This is a genomic window from Achromobacter sp. 2789STDY5608615 (genome assembly GCF_001298995.1).
Lineage (GTDB): Bacteria > Pseudomonadota > Gammaproteobacteria > Burkholderiales > Burkholderiaceae_B > Achromobacter > Achromobacter insuavis.
Genome location: NZ_CYTY01000006.1, coordinates 21,331 through 33,296 on the forward strand (window position 1 = coordinate 21,331; position 11,966 = coordinate 33,296).

Annotated in this window: 12 protein-coding genes; 6 read left to right on the forward strand and 6 right to left on the reverse strand. The window is 68.8% G+C overall.

The window, feature by feature from the left end:
* The first annotated feature begins 206 nt into the window (after nucleotides 1-206).
* Nucleotides 207-1,379 (forward strand): acyltransferase family protein, encoded by a 1,173-nt coding sequence (locus AOZ49_RS06800; protein ID WP_369815774.1) that lies wholly within the window; start codon nucleotides 207-209, stop codon nucleotides 1,377-1,379.
* Here AOZ49_RS06800 and AOZ49_RS06805 read toward each other — a convergent pair.
* A complete protein-coding gene (locus tag AOZ49_RS06805; RefSeq protein ID WP_082380346.1) occupies nucleotides 1,360-1,755 on the reverse strand; it encodes a helix-turn-helix domain-containing protein in 396 nt (131 codons plus the stop codon). The two genes, AOZ49_RS06800 and AOZ49_RS06805, sit on opposite strands and share 20 nt — an antisense overlap.
* 676 nt (nucleotides 1,756-2,431) lie before the next feature.
* Here AOZ49_RS06805 and AOZ49_RS06810 point away from each other — a divergent pair.
* The gene (locus tag AOZ49_RS06810) at nucleotides 2,432-3,247 is read left to right on the forward strand and encodes a response regulator transcription factor (RefSeq protein ID WP_054429016.1); all 816 of its coding nucleotides are present in this window, start codon (nucleotides 2,432-2,434) and stop codon (nucleotides 3,245-3,247) included.
* Nucleotides 3,248-3,688: 441 nt separating this feature from the next.
* On the forward strand, nucleotides 3,689-4,888 hold the full coding sequence (gene kch, locus AOZ49_RS06815; RefSeq protein WP_369815777.1) for a voltage-gated potassium channel protein: 1,200 nt from the start codon (nucleotides 3,689-3,691) through the stop codon (nucleotides 4,886-4,888).
* Between the two features lie 58 nt (nucleotides 4,889-4,946).
* Here kch and AOZ49_RS06820 read toward each other — a convergent pair whose 3' ends face one another.
* The 3 genes from AOZ49_RS06820 to AOZ49_RS06830 form a co-directional block, all read right to left on the reverse strand.
* Nucleotides 4,947-5,339: a DUF4156 domain-containing protein gene (locus AOZ49_RS06820; protein ID WP_054474699.1), complete on the reverse strand. Its 393-nt coding sequence runs from the start codon at nucleotides 5,337-5,339 to the stop codon at nucleotides 4,947-4,949.
* Between the two features lie 76 nt (nucleotides 5,340-5,415).
* Entirely contained in the window at nucleotides 5,416-5,649 is a 234-nt protein-coding gene (locus AOZ49_RS06825) for a helix-turn-helix domain-containing protein (protein WP_054429018.1), read from the reverse strand.
* Nucleotides 5,649-6,308: a hypothetical protein gene (locus AOZ49_RS06830; protein ID WP_054429019.1), complete on the reverse strand. Its 660-nt coding sequence runs from the start codon at nucleotides 6,306-6,308 to the stop codon at nucleotides 5,649-5,651. Before AOZ49_RS06830 ends, AOZ49_RS06825 begins: the two co-directional genes overlap by 1 nt.
* A gap of 96 nt (nucleotides 6,309-6,404) precedes the next feature.
* Here AOZ49_RS06830 and AOZ49_RS06835 point away from each other — a divergent pair, with 96 nt between their 5' ends.
* The gene (locus AOZ49_RS06835) at nucleotides 6,405-6,638 is read left to right on the forward strand and encodes a hypothetical protein (protein ID WP_054474700.1); all 234 of its coding nucleotides are present in this window, start codon (nucleotides 6,405-6,407) and stop codon (nucleotides 6,636-6,638) included.
* A 6-nt stretch (nucleotides 6,639-6,644) separates the two neighbouring features.
* Here the strand turns inward: AOZ49_RS06835 and AOZ49_RS06840 are convergent, their stop codons facing one another.
* Together AOZ49_RS06840 and AOZ49_RS06845 are read right to left on the reverse strand one after the other, a co-directional pair.
* The gene (locus AOZ49_RS06840) at nucleotides 6,645-8,237 is read right to left on the reverse strand and encodes an EAL domain-containing protein (RefSeq protein ID WP_369815775.1); all 1,593 of its coding nucleotides are present in this window, start codon (nucleotides 8,235-8,237) and stop codon (nucleotides 6,645-6,647) included.
* 89 nt (nucleotides 8,238-8,326) lie between these two features.
* The gene (locus AOZ49_RS06845; RefSeq protein WP_054429022.1) at nucleotides 8,327-8,929 is read right to left on the reverse strand and encodes a TetR/AcrR family transcriptional regulator; all 603 of its coding nucleotides are present in this window, start codon (nucleotides 8,927-8,929) and stop codon (nucleotides 8,327-8,329) included.
* Between the two features lie 211 nt (nucleotides 8,930-9,140).
* On the opposite strand from AOZ49_RS06845, the gene AOZ49_RS06850 reads away from it, so the two are divergent.
* Both AOZ49_RS06850 and AOZ49_RS06855 read left to right on the forward strand, forming a co-directional pair.
* Complete coding sequence (locus AOZ49_RS06850; RefSeq protein WP_082380358.1) at nucleotides 9,141-10,682, forward strand: PHA/PHB synthase family protein; 1,542 nt, start codon at nucleotides 9,141-9,143, stop codon at nucleotides 10,680-10,682.
* Between the two features lie 3 nt (nucleotides 10,683-10,685).
* Nucleotides 10,686-11,966: efflux transporter outer membrane subunit (locus AOZ49_RS06855; RefSeq protein ID WP_054474703.1), on the forward strand; the 1,281-nt coding region annotated here is incomplete at its 3' end.

The window sequence follows — 11,966 nt, forward strand, 5'->3', positions numbered from 1 at the left end:
TCCCGTGCCTCCCCCCGACAGCCGAATCCGAAAGCTGCACGCCGCCCCGTATGCGTTACGCCGGGCGCAGGGGGGCCTGCATCGAATGCCGCATGGCGGCGCGCCCGCGCCACGCGCAGAATCGACTGACCCCTTCCGCCCCCCCCCGGCGCAGACCGGCCGTGGAACCGGGCAGATCCATCCTTTCCGGAGACACGGCGATGGGCATGCTGAGAACTTTGCTGGCGCTGTCCGTCGTGCTGGATCACCTGGGCGGCGGCACGACCGACTGGCTGGTGGGCGGACGCCTGGCGGTGCAGCTTTTCTACGTGATCTCGGGTTTCCTGATCTCCTATGTGCTGACGGCCACCGACCACTACCGCGGCGCGCCCGGCAGGTTCTACGCCAACCGCGCGCTGCGCCTGTACCCGGTCTACCTGGCCGTGGCCGCGCTGACGCTGCTGGCCTACCTCGGCGGCGGCGCTGCGTTCTGGCGCGTCTACGACGGCCTGCCGCTGGCCGCCACGCTGTTCCTGGCGCTGTCGAACCTGCTGATCTTGGGGCAGGACTGGCTGATGTTCTTCGGCATCGACCAGGGCGCGCTGGCCTTCACTGGCAGCTTCGCGCGCAGCGACGTGCCGCTGTACCAGGGCCTGCTGGTGCCGCAGGCCTGGACGCTGGGCGTCGAAATGAGTTTCTACCTGATCGCTCCCTTCGTGCTGCATTCGCCGCGGCGCCTGCTGGTCCTGCTGGCGGCATCGCTGGCGCTGCGCGCGGCGCTGATCGCCAGCGGCATCGGCCTGAGCGATCCCTGGACCTACCGCTTCTTCCCCACCGAACTGGCGCTGTTCCTGGCGGGATCCCTGTCGCACCAGGTGCTGCTGCCGCGTTGGCAGGCATGGAGCCGGCGCGCCGCCTGGCTGCCCGAACTGGGCACCGGCCTGCTGGCGCTGTACGTGCTGGTCCATTTTTCCATCGGCCTGCCGCACACGCTGCGCGACGGCCTGGCGGTGCTGCTGTTCGCGGCGCTGCTGCCGCTGGCCTTCCTGTTCCAGTCGCGCCACCGGCTGGACAAGATCATCGGCGAGCTGAGCTACCCGATCTACATCTGCCACGCGCTGGTCATCCTGTTCTTCGGCTGGCTGCTCGACGGCACCCAGCTGCGCCAGCCGGCCATGTTCACGGCCCTGGTGGTGGCGGGCTGTATCGGCTTTGCCGCGTTGCTCAACAGCCTGATCGCCGATCCGGTGGAACGCCTGCGCCGGCGCCTGCGCGCGGCCCCGCCGCCGGCGGACACGGACACGGGCACGGCGGCCGCGCCCGATGCGTCGCGCAGGAAGGCGCCGCGGCAACGAGCCGCCGCATCCGCCGCCGTGGGGACTATTCGCCGCGCGCCTTGATGTAGGCCGCCAGCACCTGTTCGATCTGGCGCTTTTCCTGTTGGCTCAGGCGCGCATAGGTGGCGTACGACACCGTTTCGAACGGCCAGGGCGGCTGCTCGGGACGGTCGCTCGCGTTCGTGGCAGGCTCGGCATAAGCGGGGTTGAGCATCGGCCCTTCGCCGGTGCTGAGCCACATGGGATTGACCCGCAGTGCCCGGGTCAGCTTGATGAGCGCGTCGCTGGAAGGCTGCAGACGTTGGCCGCTCTCATAGTTGCCGATAGCGCTTTGCGACAGGTTGCTCGCGACTGCCAAGTCTTTCTGTGTCCATCCCTGAAGCATTCTTGCATTGCGCAGACGATGGCTAAACGTGTCCAATCGATCAACCTGAGACATTAATATGAATTTATTTATTTGATTAAAACATCTCAATACTGCCGCCAAATAAACGGATTACACCCCAATTCCGGGGCTAATCCGTAAATCGCGGGCCCGCTCCGGCCCGTGTCGGCACGCCGTCCCCGGCCAGCGCCGGGAGCCGCGGGGAATCGAAAAAACCCCTTGCTATCATCGGCTTGCGTCCATGCGCCTGGGCCGGCCCCGCCTCCCTCCTCCAAGGTCCGCAAGCGCCAGGCCGGGCATTAAGGCCGGCCCGAGTTTATGGGCATTCGGCGATTAAAAATAGAAAATAATGTATCGGTAATACTTAATATTTTATTGTCGCAACTGCATAAACAAACAGTGTTTCAAGCGCTTCGGACGGATATGCGTCGAAGCCCGTGTTACCAGCAGAAACTACAGAAACGTATCTTCACAAAAAAACACGCCCGTGTTTAAATGAAACACGGGCGTGACTTCCATGCGGAATCGGATCATCGGCGGCCAGAGCGCAACGCGCTTGCGCCAGGCGCCGTCCCAGACCCCGACCGTAGCCTCAGCGGGCCGTGGCCCCGGCACGGATCAACAGTTCAGACCTTCGCCCGCCACCAGACAACATCGCCAGATGCCGCCACATCATGGCGCAGCAGAGGGAGAGGGGCATGACACGCAACGCAGGCGCAGGCGGGCATCCATGAACAATACGCTGGATGTCATCTTTCTCGGCCTGGAGGACGCCAGGCACGCCCGGCTGGTCGAAGCCCTGTCCCACCTCGGATTCAGCGTGCGCCGCTGCCATGACCTGGCCGACGTCTACGACCGCTATTCCCGCCGCCCCAGCCCGTTGGTCATCCTGGAAGCGCCGCTGCCCGACATCCACAATGCCGCGGTGCGGCTGCGCGCCATCGATCGCGGCCTGGGCATCGTCGCCATCGCGCCTTTCGGCAATGAAGAGAACCGCATCCGCACCCTGCTCTGTGGCGCCGATGCCTGCCTGCCGCCCGATGTCACCGGGCTGGAGCTGGCGGCCGTGCTGCAGGCGCTGGTGCGGCGCGCGGTGGGCCTGGACATGTCCGACCAGATGGCCGACGGCGCGGCCGACGAGCCGCAGCAGGAAGCCTGGCGGCTGGTCAACAAGGGCTGGACGCTGATCAGCCCGAGAGGCTACAGCCTCGGCCTGACCACGGGAGAGCGCGATTTCCTGACCCGGCTGGTGAACGCGCCGGACCGCAAGGTCAGCCGCGATGCGTTCTACCCGGACGGCGCCGAGGACGCCGACGGCGCCATCACGCGGCGCCGCTTCGTCGACGTGATGATCAGCCGGCTGCGGCGCAAGGCAGCCGCCCATCACATGACGCTGCCGATCCGCGCCGTGCATGGCTGGGGCTATATGTTCGCGGCGGACATCACGCTGGAACTGGAACCGCGGGAGGGGGGAGAGGAAGGTCGTCCGGAAGGACAGGGAGACTGGCGCCGCTATACGCTGGATGCGAACGCGCCCTCTTACTGATACGCTACGGGCCAGGAGGCTGGCGCCAGGCGAAAAAAACGCGGCGCTGCCCCGAAGGTAAGACGCCGCGCTAAAACAACACGTGAGCCTGGAGTCATCAGCCGGCACTGATGCCTTCTACCTAGATCACGCGATTCCAACATTCGTGCCTCGTACAACTCACGCACGGGCTAGCCGTGAGCCCGGTTGGGGTCTCTAGTCCCCGCCCAAGCTGCAGCGTGATTAACGCCCGGGGATTTCGTCCGCCCTAGCAGCTGGCGGGCTTGTCGCCCGTATCAGCGGCGTTCCTTTCGGATAGCCGCGTGATGAAGGAAGTTTAGGACGTCGGCCGCAATTCAAGTAATTCTTTGTTGATAGCCTTCTATACATATTGGATATAGCAAGCCATGCATGGGGGCCGATAGAATGCTGCCAAAGGACGCCCCCGCCATGCCCTCTCTGCTGACCCGCGCCGCGCGCCGATTGCGCCGCACCATCGCCCTCGTTCCGCCCAACTGGTGCCTCGCCATCCTGGTGGCGCTGGATGGGTATGCCTTCATGCATCCGGTGCTGCGCGAAGTGCGCGCCCGCGAGTATTCCTTCTGGCTCGCGCTCGACAACTGGCATGACGTGATGCAGGTGGTCGGCCTGCTGGAGATCCCGCGGCTGGTGCTGGGCGTGGGCCTGCAGATCATCGCGCTCGGGCTGATCCTGAAGGCGCGCATCGCCTGGGCCTTCTCGCTGGTGCTGCTGATCGGTATCGGCACCTTCGCCATCCTGGGCGACGGCGGACGCGCCGGGCTGGGCATCTATACCCTGGTGCTGGTGGTCGCGCTGATCGCGTACTGGCGCCGCTTCGACCGCGCCAGCGTCACCGCGGGCTCGCTGTTCGCGCTGGTCAGCATCGTATCGCTGTTGATCTACGCGGTCTTCGGCACGCTCTACCTGGGCGATGAATTCAATCCGCCGATCAAGGACGCGGCGACCGCGCTGTATTTCTCGATCGTCTCGATGTCGACGGTGGGCTATGGCGACATCACGCCGCACAGCAACGCGGCGCGGCTGTTCACCGCGTCGATTATCATCCTTGGCATCACCGTCTTCGCCACCTCCATCAGCGCGATCGCCGGCCCGGTGATCGGCGGCAACCTGAAACGGCTGGTCAAGGACCGGTTTTCCAACGCCATGAGAAAGAACCACATCATCATCGCCGGCGCCACGCCCCTGGCCATGAGCGTCTACGACGGCCTGCGCCGCCGGGGCGACGAGGTCACGGTCATCGTGCCGGCCGGCGTGCCGCAGGAATACCCGGCCGCCACCGACCTGATCGAGGGCGATCCGTCCAGCGTCGAGGTGCTGCGCAGCGCGGGCGTGGCCCGCGCGCGCTACGTGCTGGCGCTGCGCGAGGACGACGCCGAGAACGCCTTCATCGTGCTGGCCGCCAAGGAGGCCACCGGCGACGACGGCGCCAAGACGGTGGCGCTGGTCAACACCAGCAAGCACCTGGAGAAGATCCGCCGGGTGCAGCCGGACCTGGTGTTCTCGGTGCAATTGCTCGGCGCCGAACTGCTGACCCGCGCCATCAACGGCGAGCCGCTGGACAGCCAGTCGATCACCGAGCTGTTCTTCGCCAAGGCCACGCCGCAGGCCAAGGCCGGCTGAGGCCGCCCGCCGCGGCGATGGCGCGGTTGCTGGCCGCGCCAGTCCCTTCCCCTACGCGCTAGCCGCAACGATAGACGTTGCCCGACAGCGTGACGTTGGTCTGTTCCTGGTGGTCCTTGCCGCCCGTCTGCCCGGCGCGCTGCGTCAGCAGGTAGACCACATTCCCCCCCAGCGCCGCGGCGCGGTTCTTCAGGTCGTTGCGCGCGCCCGTCTCCAGGTCGGCGTTGGAGGTGATCGCTCCCGCCAGGAAGTTGCCCTGGCTGCCGGTGACATCGCCCAGGAACGCACAGTCCTTGCCGGGCTCGTTATGGGTGATGCGCACGTTGGCGGCGGCGCCGGGCGCCAGCGCGGTGGGCGCGCAGGCGGCCAATGGCACGGCGCAGGCCAGCAGGGAAACGACGCGCGGCGCGGCGCGGGCAATCGCGGACAGGACAGGTATGACGACAGGCATCCATCAAAGGGACGTGGGGAATCCTGCGCGCGGGTGGCCCCCGCGCGCAGGGCGGTGAAAAATCGGGAGGGTCCGGTCAGTCGGCGCCGGCGTCGTCCGGCGGCGCGCCGGGCTGGTACTCGAGCAGGTCGCCAGGCTGGCATTGCAGCACTTCGCAGATGCGTTCCAGCGTGTCGAAGCGCATGCCCTTGACCTTGCCGGACTTGAGCAACGACAGGTTCGGCTCGGTGATGCCGATCTCCTGGGCCAGCTGGCGCGCCTTCATCTTGCGCTGCGCCAGCATCACATCCAGCCTTACGACGATGGCCATCAGATGAATCCCCGGTTCTCTTCGGCGACATGGGCCGCCTCTTCCATGGCCCAGGCCAGCGAGAACAGCAGGCCGCCCAACAGGGCCAGCAGGATGTCGCTGACGTCGATGTCGATCAGCATGTGCCGCCCGCCCGGCCCGTTGGCCAGCGTCAGGGCCAGCACCAGCACGGTCTTCAACACCGGCACCGCCACGCTGAAGGCCGTGACCAGCGCGGCGATGCCGCGCAGGCGGCGCGCGGTGGCGACCGTGAGCACGTCGCCGCGACCGAAGTCGGTGAACATGGCGTAGGCATGCGCGATGCCCCGCAGCGCCAGGCCGGCGAGCACGCCGAACAGCGCGAAGCCCAGCACGCGGTAGCCGAAGCCCAATTGCAGGCGCGGCGCGTTCAACGTCGGCGACAGGCTGATGCGCAGGGCCTCGCCATCGGTCGGCGTGGGCGACGGCGTCACGCCCAGGAACGAATAGATGCCGCGAGCCAGCACCGCCTCGGACGTGAAGAACCACATGCCGATCATCGCGGCGACCAGCAGCACCGCCGCGGCGATGAGCAGGCCGCGCATCCAGCGGGACAGGCCGCGAATGCGTTCAAGCCGGTTGCGGGCCTGCCTGGCGGGGGCCTTCTGCCGGGCGGTAGGGGGTGTCAGCGCTGCAGCCACGGGGGTCTCCAGAACACGTTGCGAGGGTCATAAAGTTGCTGTAGTGTAGCAACAAATTATCGTAAAACAATAATTTTTTATCCCGAGAGGTAAATCATGCGGCTTGCCCTCGCGCTCGCCTCGCTACTCGTCGCGCTGCTGCTTGTCTCGCTGGCCCTGCCGGATGCCTGCGGCGACTGTGCGCCACCGTCGGCCTGCCGCGGCGGCGACGACGCGCAGTCGCCGCGCGCCGCCGCCGTCTGGTCGCTGAGCCATCGCTTTTCGCTGTTGAACCTGCCGCGCCTGTCGTTCCCGTCGCCGCGCGAGGCGCCCCGCATCTGCTGGAGCTAGCGCGCGTCACGCGGGTTCCGGCGCGCCCGCATCCGCCACCGGCGGCCGCGCCGCGTTCTCGGCGTACCAGCGGACAAAGTCGGCCGAACGCATCGGCCGCGCGAACAGGTAGCCCTGGATGAAGGCCACGCCGCGCGCCGTCAGGTAGGTGAACTGCTCCGGCATCTCGACGCCCTCGGCCACCACGGCCAGGCCCAGCCGGTGCGACAGCGTGATGATCACGTCGAGCACGGGCGTTTCCTCGCCGCCGGGCTCGATGGTCTGCACGAACCCCTTGTCGATCTTGAGATAGTCGACCGGGAATTTCTGCAGGTACGACAGCGAACAATGCCCCGTGCCGAAATCGTCGATGGCCACGAACACGCCCTGTTCGCGCAGCGTGTCGATGTTCCTGCGGGCCTGGCCGCTGTCCGAGATCAGGCTGCGCTCGGTGATCTCCAGCACCATCAGCGACGGCCGGATGGCGCCGCGGAAGGCCTGCACGTCCGCCACCAGCGCCGGGCACGACAGGTGCTCCGGCGCGACGTTCACGGCGATATGGAAATCCGGCGGCGTGGCCCAGCCCTGCATGTCGCGCTGGATCAGCTTGAGCAGGTGCTGCGTCAGCGGCACGATCATGTTGTCGGCCTCGGCCGCCGCGATGAAGATGTCGGGCCGCACCGGCCCCACGCCCGGCCGGGTCCAGCGCATCAACGCCTCGACGCCCTCGCAGCGGCCGGTGCGGTTGCCGTACACCGGCTGGTACTCGACGTGGAATTCGTCGGCCGCCATCGCACGGCGCAGTTGTTCCTTGAACGATTGCCGACTCACCTGCAGGCGATAGGCGCCGAACGCCAACAACGCGCCGCACAGCAGGGCCACCGGCAGATAGCCCACCAGCAATTGCTGCCAGGCGCGCACCACCGCCTCGGGCGGCGCCATCACGCGGATGGCGAGATCGCCGCGCCCGGCGACCGAATGCGTCGATCCGACCATCTGCTCGAGCCCCGCCGCCGACCAGCCATCGTTGTGGATCGGCGCGCCATTGCCCAGCCTGACCTCCACTTGATAGGCGCCCAGCGACGAGACCGCGTTGAGCACGTCCTGCACATAGCGGCCGTCCACCACCACCACGCCGCCGCGGCCGTCGCCGCCGGCCATGCCCAGCAACAGGGCCGGCCGGTCCGGCGCCAGCGGCGTGCCGGCCACGCTGGTGAACCATTGCGTCGGCGGCGTGCCGACGGGCCAGCGATGGAACACGCCGGAGTCGTAGTCCACCTCGCCCAGCGCGGACGAACAGTAGATGTGCGTGCGCTCGACCAGCAGCAGGGAACGGAAATAGGGATTGAGCGTGCCCCAGCGGTACAAGTCGGGACGCGCCTCCTCGCAGGATCTGGCCGCCAGGTCGGTGACCCGCGACAGGATGTCCAGCGCGCGCGCCAGTATCTGCTCGGTCTGGACCCGCGCGATCTGGGCCGCCGTGGCCGCGTCGGCGCGTTCGCTGCGCTGCGCGTGCAGCCAGGTCCAGGCGACGCAGGCGAGCACGGGCAACACCAGGGCCAGGGCCACGGGGAAATAGCGCCAGGACGGCACGCGAACCGTCATTCCGGAGGTAGGCACATGGTCCTCGCAGCTTCAGTCGTTGGGGAGTTACGCAAGGATACAGGGCGGCGCGGCGCCGCGCATCCGGCCGGTCACCCGGACCGCCACTACAGCAACCCACAGATCAACGCCACGTGGGCCTCGCGCCGTTCCGGCAGGTTCAGGCGCTCGTCCGGCCCCAGCAGGATCGCCATGAAGATGGCGTGGACCACCGGCGACAGCAGCAGCCACGGATGGCGCAGCGCGGCGCCGTCGCCGCACAGGCCGCGCTCGCGCGCCAGTTGCAGCAGGTGGGCGATATCGGCCTGGTGGGCGTCGGCGGTGTCCTGGCGCCAGCGCCGCGCCAGGTGCGGCACGCGGCCGCTTTCGGCCAGCAGCAGGCGCATGGCGGTGATCATGGCCGGATTGGCCAGGCTGGCGTGCAGGTGGTTGACGAGGCGTTCGGCCAGGTGCCGGGGCGTGGCCGAGCCCTCGACCAGGGCGCGGGCGTCCAGCCGGGGCGGACTCAGGTAGCGCGCCAGCAGCGCCTCGAACACCTCTTCCTTGCTGGCGAAATGCGCGTACAGACCGCCCTTGGACAGGCCGGCGCGGGCGGCGATGTCGTCCATCCGGGCGCCGGCATAGCCGGCGGCCGAGAATTCCTGCAGCGCGGCGTCGAGGATCTGCCCGACGCGCACGGTTGGGGGGAGACGCTGACGTTGCGTGCTCATCACCACTGCTCCCTGTGCGAATTGGCGCGCGGTGTCGCCACCGGCCAACGCATCCATTAAAAACCGACCAGTCAGTCGCTAACTTGATTTTGATCAAGGATTGCGCAGGACGACGGCGGCACAATGGTTACGAGGTCGGATCTGTCCGACGCCGAGCCACAAGCCCGGTTGCGCGACGATCCGCCCCCCCCACCCGCGGCACTCCCGCCGCCTGTGCGCCTCGGAGCCATCATGCCGAACAAGCCCCCCGCCAGTCCCCCAGCAGGTTGCGGCGCACGCAGGCCGGTTCGATGACGACGCCTGGCGGCAGTGGCCCTATGCGCTGTGGTCGCAGGGCTTTCTGCAGGCCCAGCGAGGCTGGGACGCGTTTGCCCGCGCCCTGCCCCTGGCCGATGACCATCAACGCGCGCTGGCGGCCTTCGCGGCGCGCCAGTGGCTGGAGCCGCTGGCCCCCGACAATATTCCCTGCACCAATCCGCTGGTGCTGCGCCAGACCGTCCGCGAGGGCGGCGCCAACCTGCTGCGCGGCGCGCGCCATGCCTGGGAAGACGGCCTGCGCCAGCTGGGCGGCCTGCCGCCGGCCGGCGCCGAACATTTCCGCCCCGGCCGCGAAGTGGCGACGACGCCCGGCCAGGTGGTGCTGCGCAACCCGCTGGCCGAGCTGATCCAGTACCGCCCCACGACCGCCCGGACCCGGCCCGAGCCGATCTTCATCGTGCCGGCCTGGATCATGAAGTACTACATCTTGGACCTGTCGCCCCACAATTCGCTGATCGCCTATCTGGTCGGCCAGGGCTACACGGTGTTCTGCGTGTCCTGGAAGAACCCCACGGCGGCCGAGCGCGACCTGGGCATGGACGACTATCTGCGCCTGGGCGTGCGCGAGCCGCTGGCGGCGATCGAGGCGATCGTCCCCGGCGCGGCCGTGCATGCGATGGGCTACTGCCTGGGCGGCACGCTGCTGGCGATGGCCGCCAGCGCCATGGCGCGCGACGGCGACCGGCGCCTGGCCAGCCTGACGCTGCTGGCGGCGCAGACCGATTTCAGCGAACCCGGCGAACTGGGGCTGTTCATCGACCCGTTCCAGGTCGCGCTGCTGGAAGCGCAGATGGCGGCGCTGGGCTACTTCCCGGCGCAGCAGATGAGCGGCGCGTTCCAGCTGCTGCGCTCGCAGCAGCTGGTGTGGTCGCGCATGACCTCGGAATACCTGCTGGGCCAGCGCCGCCCCATGACCGACCTGCAGGCCTGGAACGCCGACGCCACCCGCATGCCGGCGCGCATGCATGGCGAATACCTGCGCCGCCTGTTCCTGGAGAACGACCTGGCCGCGGGCCGCTACCCGGTGGAGGGCCGCGCGGTGCAGCTGCGCGACCTGACCCTGCCGACGTTCTGCGTCGGCACCGAGACCGACCACGTGGCGCCATGGCGTTCGGTCTACAAGCTGCACGACCTGTCGCCCGCGCCGCTGACCTTCGTGCTGACCAGCGGCGGCCACAACGCCGGCATCGTCAGTGAACCCGGCCATCCGCGCCGGCGTTTCCGCAGCCTGCTGCGGCCGGCCGGCGACGAGGCGCTCGCGCCCGACGACTGGCTGGCGGCGGCGACCGCGCACGCGGGCTCCTGGTGGCCGCATTGGCGCGCCTGGCTCGATGCGCTGTCCGGCCCGCCCGCCAGGCCGCCCGGCCTGGGCGCCGCGCGCAAGGGCTATCCCCCGCTGGGCGAAGCGCCCGGCGTCTACGTAATGGAGAAATGAGTCATGACCCGCCGTCCCCTTCCGCCCTGGCGCGCCGCCCGATTGGCGCCGGCCGTCCTGGCCGTGCTGCTGGCGCAGGGTTGCGTGTCCATGGCCCCGCCCTATGCGCGTCCCGACCTGCCGGTGGCCGCCGCCTACCCGGAGCAGGCCGGCGCCGACACCGCCACGCGCGACGCGGCCCGCATCGGCTGGCGCGACTACTTCGCCGACCCGGTGCTGCAGGGTCTCATCACCGACGCGCTGGCGTACAACCGCGACCTGCGCACGGCGCTCTTGCGGGTCGAGGAAGCGCGCGCGCTCTACGGCATCCAGCGCGCCGACCAGTTCCCCACCCTTGGCGCGCAGGCCGACGGCACCCGCGGCCGCACCCCCGGCGACCTGAACCTGACCGGCCAGCCGCAAGTGGCCAGCCAATACCAGGTAGGCCTGGGCATGGCGACCTGGGAACTCGATTTCTGGGGCCGCGTGCGCAGCCTGAAGGACGCCGCGCTGGAAAACTACCTGGCGTCCGACGCCGCCGCCGAGGCCGCCACGCTGAGCCTGGTGGCGCAGGTGGCCGACGGCTACCTGTCGCTGCGCGAACTGGACGAACGCCTGGCGCTGACGCGCGAGACCATCGCCTCGCGCGAGGAATCGCTGCGCATCTTCCGCCGCCGCTACGAAGTCGGTTCGATCTCGAAGCTGGACCTGACCCAGGTCGAGACCCTGTGGCAGCAAGCCCGGGCGCTCGGCGCCGATCTGGAGCGCGAACGCGCCACCCAGGCCCACGCGCTGGAGCTGCTGACCGGCAAGCCGCTGGCGCTGCCGCTGCCGCAAGCCGGCCTGGATGACGACAGCGTGATGCGCGACCTGCCCGCCGGCCTGCCCTCGGACCTGCTGGCGAACCGCCCCGACATCGTCGCGGCCGAACACCAGCTGCGCGCGGCCAATGCCAACATCGGCGCGGCCCGCGCCGCCTTCTTCCCGCGCATCACGCTGACCGGCGCCTTCGGCACCGCCAGCGCCGAACTGGACGGCCTGTTCGGCAGCGGCAGCCGCGCCTGGAATTTCGCGCCCAGCATCGACCTGCCGATCTTCGACGCCGGCCGCCGCGGCGCCAACCTGGACCTGGCCGAAGTGCGCCGCGACCAGGCCGTGGCCGGCTACGAACGCGCCATCCAGAGCGCGTTCAAGGATGTCGCCGACGCGCTGTCGGCGCGCCGCTGGCTGGCCGAACAGGTGCAGGTGCTGCGCGCCACCGTCGCCGCGCAGGCCGAGCGCGCGCGCCTGGCCAAGCTGCGCTAC

What these genes read in the sequence shown, in the direction of transcription:
- AOZ49_RS06800 (WP_369815774.1), top strand. Translation starts at nt 207, where the DNA reads ATGCTGAGAACTTTGCTGGCGCTGTCCGTCGTGCTGGATCACCTGGGC.
- AOZ49_RS06805 (WP_082380346.1), bottom strand. Translation starts at nt 1,755, where the DNA reads ATGTCTCAGGTTGATCGATTGGACACGTTTAGCCATCGTCTGCGCAAT.
- AOZ49_RS06810 (WP_054429016.1), top strand. Translation starts at nt 2,432, where the DNA reads ATGAACAATACGCTGGATGTCATCTTTCTCGGCCTGGAGGACGCCAGG.
- AOZ49_RS06820 (WP_054474699.1), bottom strand. Translation starts at nt 5,339, where the DNA reads ATGCCTGTCGTCATACCTGTCCTGTCCGCGATTGCCCGCGCCGCGCCG.
- AOZ49_RS06825 (WP_054429018.1), bottom strand. Translation starts at nt 5,649, where the DNA reads ATGGCCATCGTCGTAAGGCTGGATGTGATGCTGGCGCAGCGCAAGATG.
- AOZ49_RS06835 (WP_054474700.1), top strand. Translation starts at nt 6,405, where the DNA reads ATGCGGCTTGCCCTCGCGCTCGCCTCGCTACTCGTCGCGCTGCTGCTT.
- AOZ49_RS06845 (WP_054429022.1), bottom strand. Translation starts at nt 8,929, where the DNA reads ATGAGCACGCAACGTCAGCGTCTCCCCCCAACCGTGCGCGTCGGGCAG.